The sequence below is a fragment of the Acinetobacter sp. YH12136 genome (assembly GCF_013418545.1).
Classification (GTDB): Bacteria; Pseudomonadota; Gammaproteobacteria; order Pseudomonadales; family Moraxellaceae; genus Acinetobacter; species Acinetobacter towneri.
In genome coordinates, this window is sequence record NZ_VPBV01000010.1 from 66,319 (window position 1) to 89,671 (window position 23,353).

Genomic DNA, 23,353 nt, shown 5'->3' on the forward strand with positions numbered 1-23,353 from the left:
TTAACCTGATCAGCATTGTGTAATCGTATATTCCCTGCCATCCATCTCAAATAATCATTTTTTAGATAGATGATAGCTATTTAATTAACGGTCTTGGCTTGTCGTAAACGCAAATTCACTTCATCTACAATCTGATCTAAACCTGTGTCATAAGCAGCTTCACTCACAAAAGACACCATATTTTGTGTAACTTGCGGCAAATTGTAATCTGCATACCATGACAATGAATTCACTTCTATTTCACGTTTACCCTGCAAAATCACGAATCTTTTTTGCATCCAAGCCTGCAAATTTTCACCCGTATAGGCATCATAAAAAATAATATCGGTCAGATAAAAATCTTTCATCATGTAGGAGTAAGCCACGCTATTTTCTTCTGGCTCATAATTAAAAAAAGGTGTGGTGGTCAGATGAAACTCAACCAGAAAATGACGTTTTAAACGATGATTTTGATATTCCGCTTTGATTTTAATCGGGCAACTGATTTGCGCAAAATCAATTTCATGTTCAGTATTTTGCTTAAAATATTCAGCCAAAGACCAGACCTGATGTTTAATGAAATCCTTCATTAAAAACTCAGGTTCAAGTTGTGAATTAATTAATCCCAACAGTAAAGATTCAACTTCTTCTTTCGTTAAATAAATGTCTTCAACAATATGCATACTCATCTCTAAATTTACTGCTGCGATAGAAAAATCCTAACGGAAAGGCTTGTGTTTGTATAGCTATGCAATCGTAGAGTGTGATCTATATCTAGCAATCAATTATCCACGTAGATTGAATCTTAATCACATTTTCAGCTATGCTATAAAAACATCAAATTTCACTTCAAACACGCCTCGTTGCGTAGGAGTTAATCTCATGTCTAAGAAGTTACCTATTTACTTCTCTGACGCTGCTTGGGCGTCATTACAAAAAATCATGGGTGCGGATGGTAAACCCAGCCCTAGCCTGAATGCCCTGCTTGAACAAATTGAATTGCTGAATCAGCATGATTTTCAAGCGCTTGCTAAAAGAAAAACACTGCATCTTCCCGTAACGATAGAATCCATTCCTGCAGGTTTTCCTTCGCCTGCTCAAGACTATATTGATAAAAATATTGATCTGAATGAATATCTTATTTCTAATGAAAATGCGACCTTTTTAAATGTAGTTCGCACCACCTCTATGGTGAATGCAGGGCTTGAATACGGCGATATTGTACTGGTAGATCGCAGTAAAGAAGCCAAACACCGCAGCATTGTGGTTGCATTAATCGACCAAAAAGACCTGACTATTAAACGCTTGATGATTACAGCCAAAATGTCCAAAAGTGAATTGGCTGAACATTTTGGTGAAGACTACGACCCTGCCACTTTGCCCGAAGCTTGGCTCAAGGCAGAAAGCCCCGACTACGACAGCATTTACCTGAAAGATGGGCAAACTTTTGAAGTGTTTGCTGTGGTCACGTGGAATTTGAAAAACCTGATGGTTTAAACACCACAATAATGCATAAAAAAGCCGAATAAGTAAAATAGTCATGAAAGCTTTAGAGCAAGTTTTTGCGCTCATTGACATTAATAATTGTTATGTGAGCTGTGAGCGGTTGTTTCAACCACACCTGAATCATCGTCCTGTGGTGGTGCTTTCCAATAACGATGGCTGCGTGGTGTCACGTTCCGAAGAAGCCAAACGACTTGGCATTAAAATGGCTGTGCCCTTTTACCAAGTTCAAGAATTAATTCAACAACATGATGTTGCGGTCTTTTCAAGTAATTATGCGCTCTATGCAGAAATGTCCAGACGTTTTAATAATATTATTCAAGAATTTGTCAGTGCCAAAGATGTTGAAATTTATTCGATTGATGAAACTTTTATTGAGTTGAGTTCATATTCTCAGCGCGATTTAAACGCACTTGCACAGGAAATTAAAACAACCTTGTGGAAATGGCTGGCTCTTCCTGTTTGTGTTGGTATTGGTCAAAGTAAAACTGAAGCCAAACTAGCCAATCATCTTGCTAAGCGAAACCGCTATTTCAACGGCGTATGTAATTTACTGGATATGGATTTATGCAGCAAAGAAGCCTTGTTTCAACACATTGATGCCGCTGAAGTCTGGGGTGTGGGACGCAAAAACGCTAAAAAATTACAATCATTGGGTATCCGTTCTGTATTTGATCTAGCAACAAGCAATCCAGACCAAATGGAGCGCCAATTTTCTATTTTGATGAAAAAAACCATTCTTGAACTCACAGGTACAGCATGTATTGAACTGGAGCACAATACCGTAAGTAAGCAGCAAATCATCAGCTCACGTTCTTTTGGGCAGCGTGTAACAGATATTCATGCGCTTTCAGAAGCTTTGAGCGATTATTTACAATCTGCTGTGCAAAGGCTCAGAGCTGAAAAAAGTTTATGTGGTTGTATGATCATTTTTGCGCAATCTAACCGTTTTGATCCGCGCCAAGTTTTTTACAATCAATCGGTCACTATTGCTTTCAATGAGCCAACAGATTCTGCTTTGCTCATGAATAAGGCCATAATGAAGCATGTGACAACGCTTTTTCAAGAAGGTGTTGCCTTTAAAAAATGTGGTGTGATTTTAACGGGACTTGAACCTAAACAAAGTTATATTCACGACCTGCTTGCAGATACTGACGCCATTGAAAAACAGGAACAATTACAGCAAGTATTAGATACGGTGAAAAGTAAATTTGGTATGCAAAAACTCGCCATTGGTGCATGTAAATTGCAAGATCGAACTTGGGCGATGCAGCGCAGTCATTTAAGCCCGAATTATTTTAGTTGGGAAGGTTTATTGGCACTTGGCGATTAGCAGTGATTTGATTGGGTTAAAAAAAGCTCACAATATGAGACCTAATTTAATGCTTGAAAGTACTACAAAGTAGTATACAATTAAACACTACAAAGTAGTATAAAGGTGTTCGATGTATACCATCTGTGAGACTACTTTTTTTACCAATGAATATCCCTACTATTGGACTGAAGAACAATACAATGACTTTAAAATTTTCATTGCTGAGAACCCTACAGCAGGAGATGTAGAACCTGGTACTGGCGGCGTTCGTAAAATTCGATGGGGTGGAAAGAGTAAAGGTAAACAAGGTGGTGTTCGTGTAATTTACTATAACCGTTTAGCAAATGGCGAAATTTGGTTATTGACCTTATATAGTAAAGACACAATTACCCAACTTGAGAAAAAGACACTTAGACAATTAGCGGAGTTACTGAAATGAGTCGTTTATTAAGTGACAAAGAATTGGAAGCTCGAGAAGCAAAACGAGACTTAAATGTTGAATTATTAGAAGGCGTTAAACAAATGCTTGCTAATAACGCAGCAAGAAAAACTGTGATCAATGAAACAGATGTTGCTCTAGCACGAAGAAAGTCTGAACTCACTCAAGATCAATTTGCTAAAATTTTAGGTATCTCTAAACGTACATTAGAATCTTGGGAGCAAGGTGTTAGAAGACCTTCAGGAGCAGCTCAATCACTGATTAAATTGTTTATTTTAGATCCTCAATTTGTTCGTGACCATCTCGCTTAAATGAAATAGCCCTCAACAACGAGGGTTATTATTTTGCCTTTCCTATAGCAACAGCAAATCTTAGATAGCATTTGAAATGCAACACCATGTTGTTGCCATAATACCTGACTCGGACTTTTAAAGCCGAGTCTTTTTCTTGGACGGTGATTCAAATCAGAACAGCGTTCTACTTCTGCAAGATTAGTCTTTATTCAGCCCAACAAACTTGGCACGTGCTTTATGCAGTTTTTTGTAGCTGTCGATTAAACGTAAATGACGATCTAAACCTTCAAGCTGCATATTGGTTTCGGCTAGACCATAGAAACGTACTGTGCCTTCAACAGAACCCATGACTGCATCCATACGTTCATTGCCAAACATACGGCGGAAATTGACAGCATAATCGGCAATATCCATTTCATCATCTAAAATAACTTCAAGCACGACATTCATACATTGATAGAACAAGCCACGTTCTACGGTATTGGTGTTGTATTGTAAGAATGCTTCGACTAAATCTTTAGCTTCTTCAAACTGTTCTAATGCCAAATAAATCAACAATTTTAATTCGAGGATGGTGAGCTGCCCCCAAACGGTATTGTCATCAAATTCAATGCCAATTAAGGTTTTGATTTCGGTATAGTCATCTAGCTCACATTCTTCCAAACGCTCAACTAAAGCTTCAAGTTGCTCATCATCCAAACGGTGCAGATTTAAAATGTCTTCACGGTACAGCAAAGCTTTATTGGTATTATCCCAAATCAGGTCTTCTACCAAATACACTTCTGAATAATCAGGGACTAAAATTCGGCAAGCAATCGCACCTAAATGTTCATAAATCGCCATATAAGATTCTTTGCCCATTTCTTCCAAAATCGCAAATAAAGCCTCAGCTTCTTCGACATTACTGTATTGACCATTGTTGGTGAAATCCCACTCTACAAATTCATGGTCTGCCTGCGCACTAAAGAAACGCCAAGACACCACACCACTTGAATCAATAAAGTGTTCAACATAGTTATTCGGCTCAGTTACCGCATTCGTGCTAAAGGTCGGCTGTGGTAAATCATTTAAACCTTCAAAACTACGCCCTTGCAATAACTCGGTTAAGCTTCGCTCTAAAGCGACTTTAAAGTTTGGATGTGCACCAAATGAAGCAAAGACACCGCCTGTACGTGGGTTCATTAAGGTCACACACATGACAGGGAATTGACCGCCTAAAGACGCATCTTTCACCAATACTGGAAAACCTTGTTCTTCTAAAGCCTGAATACCTGCCACAATGCTTGGATATTTTGCCAAAATTTCTTGCGGTACATCAGGCAGACTCATTTCTTCCTGAATAATTTCACGCTTCACTGCACGTTCAAAAATTTCAGATAAACACTGTACTTGCGCTTCTGCCAGCGTGTTGCCTGCACTCATCCCGTTACTTAAATATAAGTTTTCAATTAAATTTGATGGGAAATATACCGTTTCACCATCGGATTGACGCACAAATGGCAATGAACAAATACCACGCTCAGTATTACCCGAGTTGGTGTCATATAGATGTGTGCCCAGCAACTCATCTTCAGGATCATAAATTTCTAGGCAATACTCATCTAAAATTTCTTTAGGCAATTCACCATTTGGGCCAGGCTTAAACCATTTTTCATTTGGATAATGCACAAACTCGGCATTGGCAATCTCTTCGCCCCAGAACTGATCGTTATAGAAGAAGTTACAGTTCAAACGCTCGATGAATTCACCCAAAGCAGATGCTAATGCACTTTCTTTAGTTGCGCCTTTACCATTGGTAAAACACATTGGCGATTGCGCATCACGAATATGCAATGACCAGACATTTGGCACAATATTACGCCATGAGGCAATCTCAATTTTCATGCCCAAACCTGCCAAAATACCCGACATATTGGCAATAGTTTCTTCAAGCGGTAAATCTTTACCAGCAATAAAAGTCGCTTGAGATGAAGTCAAGTTCGGCATCAGCAAAGCTTGTGCATCGGCATCAATACTTTCAACTTGCTCAATCACAAACTCAGGGCCTGTTTGCACGACTTTCTTTACGGTACAACGGTCAATAGAACGTAAAATCCCCTGACGGTCTTTTTCAGAAATATCTGCAGGCAATTCCACCTGAATTTTAAAAATCTGTTTATAACGGTTTTCAGGATCGACAATATTGTTTTGAGATAAGCGGATATTATCGGTTGGAATATCACGTGATTGGCAATAAACCTTCACGAAATACGCAGCACACAATGCAGATGACGCAAGGAAATAATCAAATGGGCCTGGCGCAGAACCATCGCCTTTATAACGGATGGGCTGATCGGCAATGACGGTAAAATCGTCAAATTTAGCTTCAAGACGCAAGTTGTCTAAATAATTGACTTTAATTTCCATGCAGGCACCTATTGTATGTGCCTACTCAGACACAAAATTATAAAATATTGATTTATAAGCCGAATCAAGAGGGAGAATAAGACTTAAAAAATGAGGTTTGAAGTCATCGCAACTATTTAACAGCGACTCCAGAATATGCGGCAACATTATAAAGTGATTTGGGTGAATTGATAATGCTATAAATACAGATTTACTGAATTTAAGCAAAGTTGCTAATTAATATATACAAACATAATATATTTAAATGTATGGTATATTGTCTTTAGGTTCTAATCTGCTTGATGGTGAAACAACATGAAATATACCGAACTCACTGCTGAAATTTCGTCTAATATCAAATCCATTAAAGAACAATCTCCCGATTTACTTAAAAGCTTTAATGCCCTATCACAAGTTGCGATGAAAGACGGCGTAATTGATGCCAAAACCAAAGAGTTTATTGCGCTTGCAATTGGTGTGGCACAACGCTGTGATGGTTGTATCGGTTTTCACGTCAGAACTTTGGTCAAAATGGGCATGACTTTTGAAGAATTGAATGAAATTTTAGGTATTGCTGTTTATATGGGCGGTGGCCCATCACTCATGTATGCCGCAAACGCCGTGGCAGCATTTAAAGAGTTTTCTCCATCTACAGCCGAATAACAGCATCAAATTATTTACCGAGTCGAAACTATGTTAAATATCCATAATGAATGGGATGAACGCTACAGCCAACATGACCATATTTATGGTGAACAAGCCAATGCGTTCATTCAGGACATTACGCAAAAACTGTCTATTCACGGCAAAACTTTGGGCTTGGCCGAAGGTGAAGGTCGTAACTTGTTATATTTGGCAGCTGTGGCACAAGCCAATGAGCAAGCATTTGAAGCAGATTTATGGGACTACTCGCAAGTTGCTTTAGATAAGGCTCAAGGCTATGCACAGCAACGTGGTTTAAGCCTAAATACACGAAAGCAAGATTTAAGTCAGGTGGATTGGCAAGCCAATCAATATGACAACGTGATTTGCGTATTTGGTCACTTTAACCCTGAAACACAGCAAAAAGTATTGAATGGCGTGCGCGAAACTTTGGTCAACGGCGGTTTATTTGTTGGTGAGCTGTATTCTACTCGTCAGCTAGAATATAAAACGGGCGGCCCACGTGCAGTAGAAATGCTGTACGATCCTATCGAGTTTTTAAGCCATTTTAAACACGATCATCTGATTCATTTCTTTGTGGGCGATGTAGAACGCTCAGAAGGCAAACTGCATCAGGGCAAATCCCACGTCATTCAATTTGCGATTCGTATTCAGAAATAAAAGACTGAATCTTTTACATCAAAAAGCTTGCTCCAATGCAATTAGAGCAAGCTTTTTTGCGCTTTAGATTTGAATATTCAGTTAGATATTTGCTCGGAAATTTTTAAAATCACTCAAACACATCTTTCATAGATTTTGGCATTCCTTGTACCGACTGTAATTCGCCCTGTTTATTTTTCCAAAGCACAACAGGTGTGGCAAAGAACTCGTATTTATCCATCAGTGCCTGATTCTGTTCTAAGGTTTTTTCTACATGTACAGGCACAGTTTTTTGCTCGATCAGCTTTTTTTGTCCGTATTGACGATGGAACTCATTAAAGGTCTGCTGTGGGTTTTTCGCCATTAATAAAGTCGCCGCCTGCCCTTTGCTTTCAGCTCGGATCACCGCCACAATAATGTGTCTTAACTGAACTTTTCCAGATTCCACCCACGGACGTGCCTGCTTCCAAAAGGTATGACAATACGGACAATTCGGGTCTGAAAACACATAGACAATTTTTTCAGCACTGGTTTGCCCATCCTGAATCCAAGTGGCGTGTTCCAGACTTTGCCACACATCTTCAAGTACCGACTTTTTCACATAACGGTCTAAAGCATCGACGGTTAAATTATTGCCTTGTGCATCAAACAAAGTGCCTACAATATAGTATTTCTGATCATTGGAAATAAACACTGTCGCAGGACTTTGTTCAATATGCCCTGCCCAACCTGTCATTTGTGCAGGTGCCTGAATTTGCTGCACAAACTTAAAACCTTCTTTTTCAATGTGCTGTTTGAGGTTGTCCTGTGCTTGCAGCATACTCACACTACTGGCAAGACTCATACCTATCGCCAGTTTCAGCATGTTATTTTTGATGTTAGATGTCATATTGATTGTCCTTAATTTTGGCTTCACGGCGGGTTTTCTTTCAAATCGTTAAGAGCGCGTTTATGGATTCGCTTGTATTTTTTTCAGATAATGCTGCAGCATCGGCTTGGTCAATTCACCCATGTGATGATCGACCAATTCTCCTTGTGCATTAAAAAACAAAGTACTTGGCAAACCGAACATATTGAAGTGTTGTCCTAAACGAGCTGCAGGGTCTAATAACACGTGTTCAAACTGAAATCGATGTTTCTGTAAATAGGCTTGAATCTCTGCTGCAAATTCGCGTTGATTGGCAAATACAAAATTGACCTCAGGGAAATCTTGCTGTGCTTGTTGCATAACAGGCATTTCACGGTGACAAACTGGACACCAAGTCGCCCAGAGATTAATCACGGTGGGCTGACCTGAAAATTGAGCTAAATCTTGAGGTTGTTGCGCTAGGTTGTGCAATACTAGATTGGGATAGGCATGCTGCGTCTGCAAAGGTTGGATAAGACTCCAACCTACAACTTGTACTGTAATAAAGAGCGCAACTGCCCATGCCAGAACAACACGTTGAATAGCGCGATTTTTCCAGACAAACCACGCCACACCTGCCATAACTGCGGCAATCAGATGAAAGCCTTTGTCCTGAATTTTTAAAATATCAATCGGGTTGGCAAAGTACAGCTCATAATGCTGCAACACAAAAACTGCCCGCCCAACTAAAGCACCAATCCACAGCGCATTCCATAATGCATCCTGATAACCTGTCCAAGTCTGTGCATTCCATGTATAACGACGCTGAAAAAATTTACCCATTGCAAAGACGACAATCAGTCCTAGCAATAAAAACACCAATGGCCATGGAATCATCAACATGCCTAACTGCAAGACTGCGGATTGAATCATGGCGCAGCCTCTTGCAGTTGATGAATATTTTGAATCAATTGCGCTGCGTTATAAGCACCTGTTAGACGCAATTCACGTTGTTCCCGTTGTGGATCTGCCAAAAATAACAACGTTGGCGGCCCTAAAATCTGCCATTTTTTCAATAAGGCATCTTGTGAAGGATGCTGTTCGGTTAAGTCGAGTTTAATCCGCACCACATGCTTTAAAGCATCTTGCACATCGGTACGAGGAATCACATCACGCTCAATCGGCTGACACGCCACACACCAATCGGCATAGACATCAATCACAATCTTTTGATGAGCATGTGCGGCCAAAGCTGCATTCAACTCTTGTTCTGTGCGTACTTTGATCCATGGCTGTAATTGGTCTGCTTGTACCTGCGCATTGACACTGGCAATACTCTGATTGACATGCCAAATTCCACTACTGGCGATTACTGCCACCAAAGCCAATAACGAAAAACGCTGTGGACGATGTAACACGTGGCGCAAAATTGCAATTAAATATGCAGCGAAGGCAAATAACACCACAGCAAAAGCAACATAGTACCAAGTCACAGAAAATAGCGGACGAGCAAAATACAAAGCCATTGCCAACATGATAAAACCAAAGCTAAATTTTAGCCGTTCCATCCACAAACCTGGCTTTGGCAAATATTTCGCGCCAAACACGCTGGCAATAAGTAAAGGAATTCCCATACCTAAACCGAGCAGGAACAAATATAAACCACCCAATGCTGCTTGATCCAAATGTGAGACGTATAGCAATGCTCCCGCTAAAGGCGCACTCATACATGGCCCGACAATCAGTGCAGAAATCACCCCCATAACGCCCGCACCCAATAAAGTACCGCCTTTTTGATATTGCTGAATACGATCTAAACGCTGTAACACTGCTTGTGGTAATGACAACTGATACAGTCCAAACAGGTTTAAAGCAAAGAGCACAAACAACATAGCAAAAACTGCAATCACTACGGGATTTTGGAACCAACGCTGTACGCTATAACCAATGTGTGACGCAACAACGCCCATCAAGCCATAGACTAGCGCCATACTGACGATAAAGGTGATCGCAATTGCTGCCGCTTTATAGCCTGTATTGCGCTGCACCAAAATGCCAGAAAGAATTGGAATCAGCGGCAATGAACACGGTAAAAAAGCCAGTAATACCCCAAAACCTAAAAAGATAAACGCATTCAGTAACAACCCTTGCCCAGACAATAAATTCAGGAAAAATTGATCATTGTTCCATTGCTGATTCAGACTCGTACTACTGGCTGTTTCCGTATTGCTTGAATTGGCTGATGCAGCGAATGTATTGTCTGTCAATGCCGTATCTGTATTTTCAATCTCTAAGGAATTTGCTAAATCAACGTTTTCTACTGATTCAGGGGTAAGTTTAGGATCAGCTTGTGTTACAGCAACCGCATTTTCAGCAAGCTGTGCTTTGTTTTCTAGCGTTTGCTGTTCAAGTTTGAGTTCTTTTGTCGTTACAGTATTTGCAGTTGTCGTAACTTGTTTTTGTGTACTAGAACCATTGGCTTGATGCTTATCTGCATCATTTAAGTTAGTGTTTAAAGCAGCCTGATTATTCTGATTGAGTTGCTGAAGTAAATTACCTTTGCCCGCACTTAAATTATGCTGTGGCAATAAACCATCGGCATCGGTTTGAATCGTTTTACGCTGTACGGGATAACACAAACCATCTTCAGCGCAGCCTTGCCAAGTAATTTGATATTGCTGATTAGGCTTCACCTGAATCTGTGTTGTCACTTGCCCATAATGCACACGTGTCAGCCCGAAAGTCGGATCATCTTTTTCCTGCCCTGCAGGCAATTTAAAAGCAAGCGGCTTTTGAGCCTGACTGACTTTGAATTGATCGTGATATAAATAGTAATGCGGTGCGACATCCCATTTCAGTTCAACCGTTTGTTCAGACAATGACGTCGCCTGAAACTTAAAAGCTTGATCGGACGCTAAAAATTCATTGGCAGCATTGACCCACACCGCACACAGACTCAACACAAAATAAGCAATGACGCGAATAAAAATCATGTATTTATACTAAAAATTAAAAAACTGACTGTATTATCGGTAAGTGTAGATTAAGAGAACATTAATAAAGATTTTTCTTTGTAAACTTGAGCATTGTAGGTGCCTAATCTAAATTTGTGGCGTGATCGAGATGTGTCATATATTGGGCTGACTGTGGTATAGGAGCAAATATGTTCGTCGTTTTGGTGGAAGATGATCCTTATATTGCCCAAAGTATTGTGGCAGCACTCGAATTTTTAAGTATTTCAGTCGAACACGTGAATAACGCGCGCGATGCCGATTACTTCATACGTCATAGTGCGGTAGATTTGTGCCTGCTCGATTTAGGTCTGCCTGACCAAGATGGTTTACAGTTACTCGAAAACTGGCGTAAAGATGCCATTCATATTCCAGTATTGGTATTAACCGCGCGGAATCATACTCAAGACTGCGTACAGGCGCTCAACTTAGGAGCAGATGACTACCTAACTAAACCTTTTGAATTAAATGAACTGATTGCCCGTGTATATGCAATAAGCCGCCGTCATCGTGGTTATTCATCGAACCAACTGCAAAGTGGTCAGTTACACATGAACCTCGATACACAAGAAGTCAGTTGGCATTCACAAAACATTCAGCTTTCACGCCGTGAATATAGCCTATTGGAAACCTTTTTACGGCATCCGAACCAAATCTTAAAAAATGAAGAACTGATAGATAAAGTGTATGGCTTTCAAGACAGTATCGAAAGCAATGCCTTAAATGTGCATATCTACCATTTACGGCATAAAATCCACCCCGATTTTATTCAAACGGTGCGTGGTGTCGGCTACATCTTTAAACCTGAGCTGCTGACATGAAAAACTACAGTCTGAAATGGCGTTTGGTATCGACCATCAGCTGTGCATTTATTTTGCTGTGGGTGATTGTCTTTGCATGGCTCTACCATGACTTGGAACAACGCTTACAAAATACGCTGGATGAACGACTTTCTACCTCAGCCCGTATGGTCGCCCGCCTGATTCAGCAACTGCCCCTAGAACAACTCACAGAAAGTTTGCATGCCGAATCAGAAAATGCCTTGCTACATAGTTTAATTGCTTGTGAAGTCTCTATTTTCCGTGCCGATGTTTCATTACCACAGCATGTGATTGCACGCACTCAAGGCGCACCGAAAAATTTAAAAAACCAACAAGTCGGTTTCAGCACATGGACAGAAAATGGACTGCAATGGCGTAGTTATGTACTGCGTGAAGGTGAAGTTCAGGTGGTGGTGGCTGAAAAAATTCAGTTACGGCAAAACCTACTTAAACAAATTTTACAGGCGGTACTGATTCCTTTACTGCTTACTTTGATTATTTGTATTTTGCTAATTTTGTGGATTATCCGTCTGGAGTTTTTACCGCTCGATCACATCACCCGCCACTTAATTCAGAAAAAACAATCTTTAGATGAAGCTTCTCGTTATTTAATTGAACTGAGATCACAAAAAATTCCTAAAGAAATTCAGCCTTTTGTCGATAACTTATTGATGCTGATTGAACGCCTACATAAAAGTCTGGAACACGAAAAAAACTTTAGTGCATTTGCTGCGCATGAACTGCGCACGCCGTTAACGGCTATTAAAACGCATGTGCAACTGAGCCAATTGATGTTGAATCAAACCGCATCTGCCCAAGATACAGCCAAAGTCATCGACAATTTAAAACACGCAGAACGCAGCATCCAACGTTATCAACAACTTTTGGAACAACTGTTATTGCTCAGTCAAACTGAAGCAGGTATTCAAGCGGCACATAGCCATGCAGATATGCGTAGCGTATTAGAAACAGTCTTGTCGGAACTGACTGTGGAATATCCCAATTTATCAGCGAAATTACAGATTGATTGGGCGAGTTTGGTAGCACAACACATTAATATTCCAGCGCCTGCGTTGCACATGGTACTGAAAAACTTGATTCAAAATGCTTATTTGCATGCAGAGGATGCGCCAAACATTCAAATTTATATGCAAGACCTGCAATTGATCATTGCAGACCAAGGCAAAAGCCTGAATGAAGATGATTTTACCATTCTGACTCAGCGTTTTTGGCGTAAATCTGCGCATAAACAAGGCTATGGCTTAGGTCTAACTCTAGTCAAAGTATTATTAGAGCAATATGGCTACCTACTTCAATTTCAGGCTAACCAACCGCAAGGTTTAAAAGTGATTGTCAGTTTTGATGCAGCACCTTCTGCAACAGAGAAACAACCGACGGATTAAGCTTTTCTGAGCTTTAACAGCAAATAAAGCAAGATTCAGAACAAGATCACTTAACTTTTGCCAATACCGAACATATTGCTCTACTTTACGATAACGCCATTTTTAAGGTGATTTTTGAAATAAAAGGTCAATGCGTTCTAAAATTTTATCTATGATGTAGATGCTGCGGGCTATTGAGTAGAAGAACATTGGCTAGAAAAAAATTGCTGAAACTTTCATCACCGTTTTTTTGTTCGATACCACGTCATATTTTTAAATGAGGTAGATATCCGTGCAGATCGTGCATGTGCTTGGTCTTGTGATCAATCTACAACTTAATTAAAGTGTACATAAAACCAACAGCACCCCACTCAAAATATAATACGCAGCGTAGGAGCATCTATTCCAGACTAAAATATAGATAAATATATCAATCAAAGCATTCCATTTAAGCTCATGTTTTATTTAAATAAAGTTGAATTTTTAAAATATCTTATTATCGAAATGATCTTTCTATCGAATCCATAACCACTTGAACGATGATCACAAAACGTATTAGATGATCCACTGCAGTTTGTGTGGTCATCTACTTTGAATGAACTGAAAAAATGGAATCGCCATTTTTTATAAACAGCAAGGAATTACATACTATAAATAAATGCGATATTGATGTTGGTTGTTTTCTGGCTTTGACATTCCGAATCAAACCAGTTCAAGTCACTCGCTTGATCAGTCGTTACAGAAAACAAATGAATAGATTTGGTCAGTTGTTTTAGAATATAAAAATCAGCAAAAAAAACTAAAAATGTAATTTTTTAACATTGCGAATTCCCTGCAAAGTTTTCATTATAGAGCCTCATTTTGGCACACGCTTTCTACGTCAAATTAAACAAATTACAAAAAAAATGTGGAATTTTATGCCATAATTAGCAAACTTTGCAGACATCTTGCAAAGTATTATTGCAATTATTTATTGGAGCAAGCGGAATGAGTTCGACCATTTTGGTTATTCATGGACCGAATCTAAATTTGCTAGGAAAGCGTGAACCCGAAGTTTATGGTTACCTCACTCTTGAGGATATAAATCAACAGCTCATTTCACAAGCGCAAAAAGCATCAATTTCTATAGATACTTTCCAAAGTAATTGGGAAGGCGCAATTGTAGACCGAATTCATCAAGCCGCGTTAGATGGCACACAATATATCATTATTAACCCTGCTGCATTGACGCATACCTCTGTTGCGGTACGTGATGCTTTGTTAGGGGTCGCTATTCCATTTATTGAAGTCCATTTGTCGAATGTGCATGCACGTGAGGCGTTTAGACATCATTCATATTTATCAGACAAAGCCATTGGTGTGATTTGCGGTTTAGGCGCAAAAGGCTATGCCGCAGCACTCGACTTTGTTCTTGAAAAAATTCAACCTACTACACAATCTTAAACTAGGAATACTGTCCATGGATATTCGTAAAATCAAGAAACTCATCGACTTGATGATTGAATCTGACTTACAAGCGATTGAAGTTAAAGAAGGCGATCAGTCGATTGCATTAACTCGTCGCAGTCCAGTAGTAGCGGCAGCAGTTCCTGCAATGCCTGCACCTTCTGCAGAAGTACCATCTGCACCTAAATCTTCACCACGTGGTGCAGTTGAAACTTCTCCAATGGTTGGCGTGTTCTATGCAGCACCAAGCCCAGGTGAAGCACCATTTATTAAAGTGGGTCAAACTGTTTCTGCTGGTGAAACGCTTGGTATTATTGAAGCAATGAAAATCATGAACCCAATTGAAGCAACTCAAAGTGGCGTGATTGAAGAAATTCTAGTTAAAAATGGCGAAGTGATTCAATTTGGTCAACCACTCTTCCGCTACCGCGCTTAAGACCTCGGGGATTCACAATGTTGCAAAAAGTTTTAATTGCAAACCGTGGTGAGATTGCCCTGCGCATCACCCGAGCTTGCAAAACTTTAGGGATCAAAACCGTGGGTATCTATTCAGATGCCGATAAAGACCTGATGCACTTACGCTTTTGTGATGAAGCCGTGTGTATTGGTCCGGGTGCGAGCAGTGAAAGTTACCTGAATATTCCTGCAATTATTACTGCAGCAGAAATTACAGGTGCAGATGCCATTCACCCTGGTTATGGTTTCCTTGCTGAAAATGCCGAATTTGCTGAAATTGTAGAAAGTTCAGGTTTCATTTTCATTGGTCCACGCCCTGAGCATATTCGCTTAATGGGTAACAAAGTTTCTGCAATTACTGCAATGCGTAAAGCTGGCGTACCAACTGTACCAGGTTCAGCACACGCCGTTACACCGCACAATGCTTTAGCTGAAGCCAAAGAAATTGGTTTCCCGCTCATTGTAAAAGCTGCTGCTGGTGGTGGTGGTCGTGGTATGCGTATTGTAGAGCGCGTAGACACCTTGCTTGAATCAGTTCAAGCAGCTCAACGTGATGCAGAAATGTGGTTTGGTGATGACACGGTCTATATGGAGCGTTTCTTACAAAAGCCACGCCACGTAGAAGTACAAATATTGGCTGATGGTAATGGTCACGCGATTCACCTTTATGACCGCGACTGTTCATTACAACGCCGTCACCAAAAAGTGCTTGAAGAAGCGCCAGCACCTAACTTACCAGAACAAGCACGTGCCGATATTTTAGAAGCGTGTGTTAATGCATGTAAGTTAATGCAATACCGTGGTGCAGGTACTTTCGAATTCTTATTTGAAGATGACGAATACTTCTTCATTGAAATGAATACCCGTGTTCAAGTTGAGCACCCTGTAACTGAAATGGTGACAGGCATTGACATCATTGAACAACAATTGCGTATTGCTGCAGGTCTAGGTTTAGACATTGAGCAAGATCAGGTTGAAATTCGTGGTCACGCAATCGAATGTCGTATTAACGCAGAAGACCCAACCACCTTCGTACCTTCACCGGGTAAAATTGAACACTTCTATGCCCCAGGTGGTGCAGGTGTTCGTGTAGATTCACACATCTACGAAGGTTATAGCATTCCGCCGTATTACGACTCAATGATTGCTAAACTGATTGTGCATGGTAAAGATCGTGAAACCAGTATTGCGCGTATGCGTCAAGCCTTGGATGAAACCATCTTAACAGGAATTAAAACCAACATTCCTTTGCACAAAGACTTAATTCTGCAAGATAAAAACTTCTGCAAACAAGCAATGGATATTCACTATCTTGAAAAGCATTTGCTAAAGCAACTTGCAGGCAATGAAGAAGAAAAAGCATAAGCAATTTAAGGTTGCTTAAGTTTAAAATGAAGAGCTGATGATTCAACATCAGCTCTTTTTTATTGTTGAGAATAAAAGCTAAACCGTTCATCTATGCAGATCAGTGTGAAGAAAAAAACAATACTCCAAATGAAGTATTGGTTTAAAATTGACTTAAAAACTGAGATCATTTTAGATCATCGAATGATGCAAAATACTAGACAAGATTAATCTAAAAACTCAGTCATGAATGCCAATACCTCTGCTGTTTTTTCGGCATGCAACCAATGCCCTGCATGAGCGACTGTTTCAACTTTTGCGTGAGGAAACTGTGCTTGAATAGCGGCATAATGCTCAGGTAACTCAATATAAGGTGAATTACCGCCACGAATAAACAAAGTATTGACATCACTATGCACCGTCTGCCATGACAAAATTTCGGCATAATGTTCATGTAGCGCATTTAAGTTAAATAACCATTGCCCTTTGCTAAATGACTTCATCAAAAATTGCACAACCATTTCTTCTTGAAGATGCTCACGCATAATTTCCATTGCCGCTTGGCGACTTTCAACTTGTGCATCTTGCACAGCAAACAAGGCTGTAAAAATTTGATCGTGACGATTTTCAGGATAAGCAAAAGGACAAATATCCAATAAAACCAATTGCTGTAAACGCCCAGCAGCCAGAGGAGCTAAAGTCATTGCAACTTTACCGCCCATTGAATGCCCAACCACAGAAAACTGTTCGATATTCAAGCTGTTCAACGTTTCTAAAACATCTTGTGCCATTGCTGCATAATTCATGTCATCACAATGCGCAGACTTACCATGATTGCGCACATCTAATTGAATTACGGTGCGCTGTTCTTGAAATGCACGTGCGAGCATGCCTAAATTACTCAAACTACCAAATAAACCATGAATAAAAACCAAAGGTGGCAATGTAGATTCAGGCTGATTTTGCGTGATTTGATAATTTAACAACATAAAATAGACTCTAAACTTGAATTCAAATGATTGATCTATTTAATGAGTTTTGAGTTTATAAATCAAATTTTATATGTGCTTTTTACGGTGAAACTTATAATATCACTTAGGCTATTTGTGTGAGCCTAAGCAATAACATACAAGATGAACTTTTCTTAAAATTTTATTTAAAATAATTCAAAGGCAACTTCAAATAACGAATGCCGTTGGCCTCAGGTTGTGGGAACTTACCTGCGTCCATATTGATTTGAATTGATGGCAGAATCAATTTAGGCATCGTTAAAGTAGCATCACGCTGAGTTCTCATCTCAATAAATTCAGCTTTGCTTACCCCTGTATGAATATGAATATTCTGCTCTTTTTGAGTTTTGAGCAGTGTTTCATGTTCATATTGTTCACGTGATTCTGGTAGATAATCATGGCATAAGAACACTCGTGTTTCTTCAGGCAATGCGTATAGCGTTTGCACAGAATCGTACAACTGCCCTGCACTGCCTTTCGGGAAATCACAACGTGCCGTACCATAATCAGGCATAAACAAAGTATCACCTACAAATACAGCATCACCGATCACATAGCTTAAACAAGCAGGCGTATGCCCCGGTGTAGGGATGTTATAGGCTTGTAATTCACCAATCGTAAAAGTTTCATGATCGTCAAACAGATAATCAAATGATTGATGTGAATTGAAATACTTGATATCCAAGTTATAGATAGCACTAAATGTTTCTTGCACAATCGAAATTTTATGGCTCATGGCAATTTTACCACCCAACTGCTCTTTTAAATATTGAGAAGCTGTCAGGTGATCGGCATGCACATGCGTTTCTAAAATCCATTCAACCGTTAATTCATTTTTTTGGATGTAAGCAATGATTTCATCGGCATGAATTGTTGAAGTAGTCGCAGATGCAGGGTCATAATCCAACACGCTGTCAATAATGGCACATTGACGCGTTACAGGATCACTTACCACATAACTGAATGTATTAGTATTTTCATCAAAAAAATGCTGAATATCTGCGTGCATCTTATGCTCCTGCAACCTTACGATGAATGAGAATCCCCACCAACATTGCAACAATGAAATAGATTGCTTGATAATAACCTAAACCAATCAAGGTTAGACTTGGCGCAGGACAAATTCCTGCAACGCCCCAACCGATACCAAAAATAAAACTACCTGTGATCAGTTTAGAGTCAATTTGAGTTTGTTTAGGCAAATCAATTGGTTCATTTAAAATGGTTTTTGGTTCAGCTTGGCGCATAATTCTTTGGAATGGAATAAAGGCAACCGCAATTGCACCCATCATAACAAATGCCAGACTTGCATCCCATGTACCGAAAAGATCGAGGAAGTTTAAAACTTTTTCAGGATTCGACATACCAGAAAGAATCAATCCAGCTGAAAAAATACCACCGAAAACAAAGGCTAAGAAATTTTTCATTTAGAATGCTCCTGTGATATGGCGGATAACATAAACGGTAATAAAGCCAGCTAACATAAAGGTAGCTGTTGCTGCAATGGAGCGCTTAGATAAACGACTCATGCCACAAATACCATGTCCACTGGTACAACCCGAACCCAAACGAGTACCGAAACCAACCAACAATCCCGCCACAATCATCATCAATGGGCTTGCATTCAATTCAACTTTAGGTTGAGCCACGATGCCATAGAAAAAAGGCACAATGAAAATACCTAACACAAACCACAATGCAGGCGTTTTGAACAGCGTTTGCGGATTTAATACTTGAGCCAGTAAACCACTAATGCCTGCAATACGACCATGAACATATAAATAGCCCACGACTGCAAGACCAAGCAATCCACCACCGATTAATGCCAGCAGATAATCATGCATTTTGAACACCCAAAACAATATATGTTTTTATAATATATTATTGTAATTATTATTCAACTATTCTCTTGTAAGTTTTGTAAACTTCATCTGACTATTCGTCTATGTTTGCGATGTGAGAGAGATTTCGCAAGTTTTTGGCTGATATTAAGTCATAAGGCAGAAAATTTAGTCATTCTAAATGACTGCCTCATAACGTAATAAAGATATATCAAAATAGACAGCAACGACAAAAGTTGAGGGCATTAGACTCATTTGTGAGCAAGCGCAATAAGTTCTTTTTTATGCCGACGAATTACACGTTTAGCAGCATCTAACATAATGCGATTGGTAGTCTCATCATCACCAAAGTCAATAGGTTTAGCTGGACACATTGGACGAGCTTTTCGATCTTCGATTGTGTAGTCTTTAAGACGCTTACCCATACTGCACCTCTCAGAATTTCTTAACTTTCACTAATATAACATAAAATTTAGTTTGTTAAAAAATCATCAATACGAGTTTTTAATTACCCTATTTATTGCTTAAAGATAACTTTTTTTGTTATTAAATGGTCGCTTGGAACAAGAATCACTGAGATGAAACGAATAGGAATAGTTGCTACATTCATACAAGAACAAGCATCTGTGTGCTTTGGACTCAAAACAATATAAAGTTCAACATATCATGCATCTACAATATCTACAAAATTAGCATTTAAAACTTTTGCCAAATCGCTTGGTGTTAAACCAATATCTAATCCCCGCTTCCCTCCACTCACATACATAGTTGCAAGCTGTTGAGCGGATGCATCAATCACTGTTTTCAGTTGTTTCTTCTGCCCAATTGGACTAATGCCCCCAACCAAATAACCTGTCAAACGCTCAGCATCTTTAGGATCAGCCATGTGTACTTTTTTACACTGAAAAGCAGCCGCAACTTTTTTAAGATTTAATTGGTAATGGACAGGTAAAATCGCCACAAAATAATGCTTATCATCACTGACCAATAAAGTTTTAAATACTTCTGTGACATCTAAGCCTAACTTCTCCGCAGCTTCTAAACCAAAACTTTTAGCATTATGATCATGTTCATATTCATGCATAGAAAATTGAATTTTCTTGGCTTTTAAAAGTTTAGCTGCTGGAGTCATTGAAAAAATACTGTAAAAAACGATGCTCAAATTATACGCTTGATTGAGATTAAAAGTGAATTCGCTTAGGCCATTTTTAAATATAAAAGTAACTATCGAAAAAATAGCCTAAAATCATTAACTTGGTTTACGTGAATTTTCAACCAACACGTTAGCTAAGCGCTGTGCATGCGCAATCACGCGATCCAACCAACGTTGTGCCGCCAACAACTCTAAACCTGTCGCAGCATTGAGCTGATTCACGGCAATATATTGCAGCACTTTTTCACGGTTTTCGGCACGTTGATCTTCTGTCCATTTTTTCAAATTAGATAATTCGGTATTTAGACTTAGTACATGTTTATGCACATCAAAATCATCCATTTCTTTTAGATGTTCATCAAGAATTTGTACAAAATCTATGCCAACTTGATAAATTGCAGGTTGGGTGCGTATTTCTTTTGCTAAAGTAATATTTTCCAAATCACTTCGTAAAACACGTAAATACACCATCAAACGAAGCATCGCCATTAAACGCTGTTGATCAGCTTCATTTTCTGAAATCGACATTTCTTCCAAATAGCGTTGGACTTGAATGAGTACTTCATCTAGCTGTAATAAACGTACTTTTGAAGGTAATCTTCCCTCTTGGATAGCCAGTTTTAGCATCACCAAAACGTCATACAAACTATGGTAAATCACCTTTGATGCAGCATGAATAGCCAAGGCGGGCACAGATAAACTCGCTTGATCGAGATAACATAAAACCGATTGAGTTTGATCTGGGATAATTTTCATAATCAGTTTTTCGAACTGACGGATAAAAGGCAAAATAATCAAAGTACCAGAAATACTGAATGCTGTATGAAATGCAGCAACAATCACCACATTGTCCCATGTTGCCATAAGACGTTGATTTTGTGTTAGCTCAAGAAATAACGGTTTTAAAATAATAAAAGCAAAAATGGCTGAAATGATGTTAAAAATCACATGAACCGCTGCAGTACGTTTGGCATTTGCAGTTGAACCAATTGCAGCAATAATGGCTGTCGCCACCGTACCAATATTCTGTCCAATCACCAAACCTAAAGCCTGTTGCAAATCAATCGCACCACTGGCCAATGCTGCTAAGGTCGCGGTAATTGCAGCACTTGAAGATTGCAACAGAATGGTCATGATAATACCGACCAAAACCAAACTGAGTTGCGCAATCAAAGATCTACTTGAAAATACTGATAAATCGACACGTTCAGCAAAACCTGACATGGCAACTTGCAACATATCAATGCCAAGGAAAATCAGACTAAAACCTGCCAATGTCATTCCAAATAATGCAACTCGCCCCTGACTAAATAATTTGAGCATTGCACCCAAACCCAGCAAAGGTAATGCAAAACTGGTGATGGAAAATTTAACACCTAAAAATGCCACCATCCAACCCGTACTGGTTGTGCCAATATTCGCGCCAATAATGACACCAATTGCCTGAGCAAAAGTAAGAATACCCGCACTGACAAAACCAATTGTGGCTAAAGTCGTTGCTGTAGAAGATTGTACAATTAAGGTTAAACCGATGCCTGAAAGCACAGCTTTAATGGGTGAGCCTGTAAATTTAGACAACCAAATACGCAAAGTTTCCCCTGCCATATTTTTTAAGCTGTCTGTCATCATGGTCATACCAATCAAAAATAGACCAATACCACCACATAATTGTACAAAGACTTCTAACACACTTACTCCCTGTGCAATAAGCAATTTTCAAAGTGCTAAAAAGCCGATATTGTACGTACTTTTATCTTAAAATTGCAGTTTATTTGTTCTATTCCAATAGTTTATATTAAATAAAAAACTTGTCATCAATTTGACATATTATTAAACCTAAGGATAGATCGGACTCCATTGGTTTATCCAATCATTCGATAAAACAAAACGAAACCTCTGTATTATGCTGACACGATACAATTCAAATCTGTGAATGGCTTGACTAGGTCAATCGCTCACCTCAAAATCAGTATATATACTCACATACGCCAAAATGACAGATATAGTTTTAATATGATTTTTAATACTTTTAGAAAATATCCATCTATAAAAATATTCAGTATTGGTTGTACTGTTTTAACGCTAGCAGCTTGCTCTCCACTAGGAGGTGGTTCTCTTGCAAAACGCTCAGCTAAACTTTCTACAGGGATCCAAAAGGCTTATGCTGTGCATCCTGATACAGCAAATCGTGTAGCACCAATCATTGTACAAAGTGCAGAACAACATAATGTTGATCCTCTGCTTGTCGCTGCAGTTATTAGACAAGAATCGAATTATCGTGCCTATGCTGTTTCACCTTCAGGTGCAGTTGGGTTCACACAAATTATTCCACGTTATTGGCAGCAGACTTGTCCTGGCGATTTATTCCATGAACATACCAATATCAACTGTGGTACATTTATTTTAAATCATTATAAAAATCAGTCGGGTAAATGGCCTAAAGCTTTGGCCTATTACAATGTGGGACCTACTGGCTACAATAGTAATCGAAAAATGAAAAAGCAAGGTAAACGCTACGCGAAACAAGTCAAACAGCACCAAAAAAACTTAAAAGATGCACTTTAATTTTGACTTACTAGCTTAATAAAGTAGCCAATACCCGTTGAATTAAAGCCATCCTCAGATGGTTTTATTTTGCCTTCACTTTTATGTTTCCTTTCTTTTTATAATTTTATTTTTCTAACTTTATTTTCTTTTTGCATAAAAAAACACCCCCAACGTGAGTTGAGGGTGTTTAGAATAATGAGCTGGCGATGACTTACTCTCACATGGGTAACCCCACACTACCATCAGCGCGAAGAGGTTTCACTTCTGAGTTCGGGAAGG

At 39.2% G+C, this 23,353-nt stretch carries 24 protein-coding genes; 12 read left to right on the plus strand and 12 right to left on the minus strand.

From position 1 onward, the window contains the following. Window positions 1-80: 80 nt before the first annotated feature. The gene (locus FTU71_RS06530; RefSeq protein ID WP_180111730.1) at window positions 81-662 is read right to left on the minus strand and encodes a hypothetical protein; all 582 of its coding nucleotides are present in this window, start codon (window positions 660-662) and stop codon (window positions 81-83) included. Between the two features lie 199 nt (window positions 663-861). On the opposite strand from FTU71_RS06530, the gene FTU71_RS06535 reads away from it, so the two are divergent. The 4 genes from FTU71_RS06535 to FTU71_RS06550 all read left to right on the plus strand — a co-directional run bounded on the left by FTU71_RS06535 (window position 862) and on the right by FTU71_RS06550 (window position 3,547). Continuing rightward, the gene (locus FTU71_RS06535) at window positions 862-1,476 is read left to right on the plus strand and encodes a LexA family transcriptional regulator (protein ID WP_179990444.1); all 615 of its coding nucleotides are present in this window, start codon (window positions 862-864) and stop codon (window positions 1,474-1,476) included. A gap of 43 nt (window positions 1,477-1,519) precedes the next feature. Then, complete coding sequence (locus FTU71_RS06540; RefSeq protein ID WP_180060046.1) at window positions 1,520-2,815, plus strand: Y-family DNA polymerase; 1,296 nt, start codon at window positions 1,520-1,522, stop codon at window positions 2,813-2,815. Window positions 2,816-2,927: 112 nt separating this feature from the next. Then, window positions 2,928-3,236: a transcriptional regulator gene (locus FTU71_RS06545; protein ID WP_096902348.1), complete on the plus strand. Its 309-nt coding sequence runs from the start codon at window positions 2,928-2,930 to the stop codon at window positions 3,234-3,236. Next, entirely contained in the window at window positions 3,233-3,547 is a 315-nt protein-coding gene (locus FTU71_RS06550) for a DNA-binding transcriptional regulator (RefSeq protein WP_004973819.1), read from the plus strand. Before FTU71_RS06545 ends, FTU71_RS06550 begins: the two co-directional genes overlap by 4 nt. Window positions 3,548-3,727: 180 nt before the next feature. Here the strand turns inward: FTU71_RS06550 and FTU71_RS06555 are convergent, their stop codons facing one another. Further along, window positions 3,728-5,935: an OsmC domain/YcaO domain-containing protein gene (locus FTU71_RS06555; protein WP_180111732.1), complete on the minus strand. Its 2,208-nt coding sequence runs from the start codon at window positions 5,933-5,935 to the stop codon at window positions 3,728-3,730. 294 nt (window positions 5,936-6,229) lie between these two features. Between FTU71_RS06555 and FTU71_RS06560 the strand changes: the two genes are divergently transcribed. Beyond that, entirely contained in the window at window positions 6,230-6,577 is a 348-nt protein-coding gene (locus FTU71_RS06560; RefSeq protein WP_004973824.1) for a carboxymuconolactone decarboxylase family protein, read from the plus strand. A 30-nt stretch (window positions 6,578-6,607) separates the two neighbouring features. Continuing rightward, window positions 6,608-7,237 carry a class I SAM-dependent methyltransferase gene (locus tag FTU71_RS06565; protein WP_154320754.1) on the plus strand — a complete coding sequence of 210 codons (630 nt, stop codon included), beginning with the start codon at window positions 6,608-6,610 and terminating at the stop codon, window positions 7,235-7,237. A 109-nt stretch (window positions 7,238-7,346) separates the two neighbouring features. Here FTU71_RS06565 and dsbG read toward each other — a convergent pair whose 3' ends face one another. The 3 genes from dsbG to dsbD are packed head-to-tail and all read right to left on the minus strand — an operon-like array spanning window position 7,347 to window position 11,056. Then, the gene (dsbG, locus tag FTU71_RS06570; RefSeq protein ID WP_180037733.1) at window positions 7,347-8,105 is read right to left on the minus strand and encodes a thiol:disulfide interchange protein DsbG; all 759 of its coding nucleotides are present in this window, start codon (window positions 8,103-8,105) and stop codon (window positions 7,347-7,349) included. 60 nt (window positions 8,106-8,165) lie between these two features. Further along, complete coding sequence (locus tag FTU71_RS06575; RefSeq protein ID WP_180005939.1) at window positions 8,166-8,996, minus strand: TlpA disulfide reductase family protein; 831 nt, start codon at window positions 8,994-8,996, stop codon at window positions 8,166-8,168. Continuing rightward, window positions 8,993-11,056, minus strand: a complete 2,064-nt coding sequence (gene dsbD / locus FTU71_RS06580) for a protein-disulfide reductase DsbD (RefSeq protein WP_180005938.1) — start codon at window positions 11,054-11,056, stop codon at window positions 8,993-8,995. Before dsbD ends, FTU71_RS06575 begins: the two co-directional genes overlap by 4 nt. Before the next feature lie 170 nt (window positions 11,057-11,226). Here dsbD and FTU71_RS06585 point away from each other — a divergent pair, with 170 nt between their 5' ends. The 5 genes from FTU71_RS06585 (at window position 11,227) to accC (ending at window position 16,544) form a co-directional block, all read left to right on the plus strand. After that, window positions 11,227-11,895, plus strand: coding sequence for a response regulator transcription factor (locus tag FTU71_RS06585; RefSeq protein WP_180111734.1), 669 nt, complete (start codon window positions 11,227-11,229; stop codon window positions 11,893-11,895). Next, window positions 11,892-13,298 carry an ATP-binding protein gene (locus FTU71_RS06590; protein WP_180111737.1) on the plus strand — a complete coding sequence of 469 codons (1,407 nt, stop codon included), beginning with the start codon at window positions 11,892-11,894 and terminating at the stop codon, window positions 13,296-13,298. Before FTU71_RS06585 ends, FTU71_RS06590 begins: the two co-directional genes overlap by 4 nt. Before the next feature lie 966 nt (window positions 13,299-14,264). Beyond that, window positions 14,265-14,720 (plus strand): type II 3-dehydroquinate dehydratase, encoded by a 456-nt coding sequence (gene aroQ / locus FTU71_RS06595; protein WP_004973836.1) that lies wholly within the window; start codon window positions 14,265-14,267, stop codon window positions 14,718-14,720. A 16-nt stretch (window positions 14,721-14,736) separates the two neighbouring features. Next, entirely contained in the window at window positions 14,737-15,159 is a 423-nt protein-coding gene (accB, locus tag FTU71_RS06600; RefSeq protein WP_004973838.1) for an acetyl-CoA carboxylase biotin carboxyl carrier protein, read from the plus strand. A gap of 17 nt (window positions 15,160-15,176) precedes the next feature. Beyond that, entirely contained in the window at window positions 15,177-16,544 is a 1,368-nt protein-coding gene (accC, locus tag FTU71_RS06605; protein ID WP_179997504.1) for an acetyl-CoA carboxylase biotin carboxylase subunit, read from the plus strand. Between the two features lie 206 nt (window positions 16,545-16,750). Here the strand turns inward: accC and FTU71_RS06610 are convergent, their stop codons facing one another. The 7 genes from FTU71_RS06610 to FTU71_RS06640 all read right to left on the minus strand — a co-directional run bounded on the left by FTU71_RS06610 (window position 16,751) and on the right by FTU71_RS06640 (window position 22,216). Continuing rightward, entirely contained in the window at window positions 16,751-17,512 is a 762-nt protein-coding gene (locus FTU71_RS06610) for an alpha/beta fold hydrolase (protein WP_096902339.1), read from the minus strand. A 163-nt stretch (window positions 17,513-17,675) separates the two neighbouring features. After that, entirely contained in the window at window positions 17,676-18,542 is an 867-nt protein-coding gene (locus FTU71_RS06615; protein WP_004973849.1) for an MBL fold metallo-hydrolase, read from the minus strand. Between the two features lies 1 nt (window position 18,543). Next, on the minus strand, window positions 18,544-18,960 hold the full coding sequence (locus tag FTU71_RS06620; RefSeq protein ID WP_004973852.1) for a DUF6691 family protein: 417 nt from the start codon (window positions 18,958-18,960) through the stop codon (window positions 18,544-18,546). Then, complete coding sequence (locus tag FTU71_RS06625; RefSeq protein ID WP_004973854.1) at window positions 18,961-19,377, minus strand: YeeE/YedE family protein; 417 nt, start codon at window positions 19,375-19,377, stop codon at window positions 18,961-18,963. Between the two features lie 248 nt (window positions 19,378-19,625). Continuing rightward, complete coding sequence (locus FTU71_RS06630; RefSeq protein ID WP_004973856.1) at window positions 19,626-19,799, minus strand: hypothetical protein; 174 nt, start codon at window positions 19,797-19,799, stop codon at window positions 19,626-19,628. A 239-nt stretch (window positions 19,800-20,038) separates the two neighbouring features. Beyond that, window positions 20,039-20,506 carry a Cys-tRNA(Pro) deacylase gene (gene ybaK / locus FTU71_RS06635; RefSeq protein ID WP_004973860.1) on the minus strand — a complete coding sequence of 156 codons (468 nt, stop codon included), beginning with the start codon at window positions 20,504-20,506 and terminating at the stop codon, window positions 20,039-20,041. 117 nt (window positions 20,507-20,623) lie between these two features. Further along, window positions 20,624-22,216, minus strand: a complete 1,593-nt coding sequence (locus FTU71_RS06640; protein ID WP_180111738.1) for a Na/Pi symporter — start codon at window positions 22,214-22,216, stop codon at window positions 20,624-20,626. Between the two features lie 324 nt (window positions 22,217-22,540). Here FTU71_RS06640 and FTU71_RS06645 point away from each other — a divergent pair, with 324 nt between their 5' ends. Beyond that, window positions 22,541-23,092, plus strand: a complete 552-nt coding sequence (locus FTU71_RS06645; protein WP_096902336.1) for a lytic transglycosylase domain-containing protein — start codon at window positions 22,541-22,543, stop codon at window positions 23,090-23,092. Window positions 23,093-23,353 lie beyond the last annotated feature (261 nt).

What these genes read in the sequence shown, in the direction of transcription:
- FTU71_RS06540 (WP_180060046.1), top strand. Translation starts at nt 1,520, where the DNA reads ATGAAAGCTTTAGAGCAAGTTTTTGCGCTCATTGACATTAATAATTGT.
- accC (WP_179997504.1), top strand. Translation starts at nt 15,177, where the DNA reads ATGTTGCAAAAAGTTTTAATTGCAAACCGTGGTGAGATTGCCCTGCGC.
- FTU71_RS06630 (WP_004973856.1), bottom strand. Translation starts at nt 19,799, where the DNA reads ATGGGTAAGCGTCTTAAAGACTACACAATCGAAGATCGAAAAGCTCGT.
- FTU71_RS06615 (WP_004973849.1), bottom strand. Translation starts at nt 18,542, where the DNA reads ATGCACGCAGATATTCAGCATTTTTTTGATGAAAATACTAATACATTC.
- FTU71_RS06585 (WP_180111734.1), top strand. Translation starts at nt 11,227, where the DNA reads ATGTTCGTCGTTTTGGTGGAAGATGATCCTTATATTGCCCAAAGTATT.
- aroQ (WP_004973836.1), top strand. Translation starts at nt 14,265, where the DNA reads ATGAGTTCGACCATTTTGGTTATTCATGGACCGAATCTAAATTTGCTA.
- ybaK (WP_004973860.1), bottom strand. Translation starts at nt 20,506, where the DNA reads ATGACTCCAGCAGCTAAACTTTTAAAAGCCAAGAAAATTCAATTTTCT.
- FTU71_RS06590 (WP_180111737.1), top strand. Translation starts at nt 11,892, where the DNA reads ATGAAAAACTACAGTCTGAAATGGCGTTTGGTATCGACCATCAGCTGT.
- FTU71_RS06565 (WP_154320754.1), top strand. Translation starts at nt 6,608, where the DNA reads ATGTTAAATATCCATAATGAATGGGATGAACGCTACAGCCAACATGAC.
- FTU71_RS06555 (WP_180111732.1), bottom strand. Translation starts at nt 5,935, where the DNA reads ATGGAAATTAAAGTCAATTATTTAGACAACTTGCGTCTTGAAGCTAAA.
- FTU71_RS06610 (WP_096902339.1), bottom strand. Translation starts at nt 17,512, where the DNA reads ATGTTGTTAAATTATCAAATCACGCAAAATCAGCCTGAATCTACATTG.
- FTU71_RS06535 (WP_179990444.1), top strand. Translation starts at nt 862, where the DNA reads ATGTCTAAGAAGTTACCTATTTACTTCTCTGACGCTGCTTGGGCGTCA.
- FTU71_RS06575 (WP_180005939.1), bottom strand. Translation starts at nt 8,996, where the DNA reads ATGATTCAATCCGCAGTCTTGCAGTTAGGCATGTTGATGATTCCATGG.
- FTU71_RS06545 (WP_096902348.1), top strand. Translation starts at nt 2,928, where the DNA reads ATGTATACCATCTGTGAGACTACTTTTTTTACCAATGAATATCCCTAC.
- FTU71_RS06560 (WP_004973824.1), top strand. Translation starts at nt 6,230, where the DNA reads ATGAAATATACCGAACTCACTGCTGAAATTTCGTCTAATATCAAATCC.
- accB (WP_004973838.1), top strand. Translation starts at nt 14,737, where the DNA reads ATGGATATTCGTAAAATCAAGAAACTCATCGACTTGATGATTGAATCT.
- FTU71_RS06620 (WP_004973852.1), bottom strand. Translation starts at nt 18,960, where the DNA reads ATGAAAAATTTCTTAGCCTTTGTTTTCGGTGGTATTTTTTCAGCTGGA.
- FTU71_RS06645 (WP_096902336.1), top strand. Translation starts at nt 22,541, where the DNA reads ATGATTTTTAATACTTTTAGAAAATATCCATCTATAAAAATATTCAGT.
- FTU71_RS06550 (WP_004973819.1), top strand. Translation starts at nt 3,233, where the DNA reads ATGAGTCGTTTATTAAGTGACAAAGAATTGGAAGCTCGAGAAGCAAAA.
- FTU71_RS06530 (WP_180111730.1), bottom strand. Translation starts at nt 662, where the DNA reads ATGCATATTGTTGAAGACATTTATTTAACGAAAGAAGAAGTTGAATCT.
- FTU71_RS06625 (WP_004973854.1), bottom strand. Translation starts at nt 19,377, where the DNA reads ATGCATGATTATCTGCTGGCATTAATCGGTGGTGGATTGCTTGGTCTT.
- dsbG (WP_180037733.1), bottom strand. Translation starts at nt 8,105, where the DNA reads ATGACATCTAACATCAAAAATAACATGCTGAAACTGGCGATAGGTATG.
- dsbD (WP_180005938.1), bottom strand. Translation starts at nt 11,056, where the DNA reads ATGATTTTTATTCGCGTCATTGCTTATTTTGTGTTGAGTCTGTGTGCG.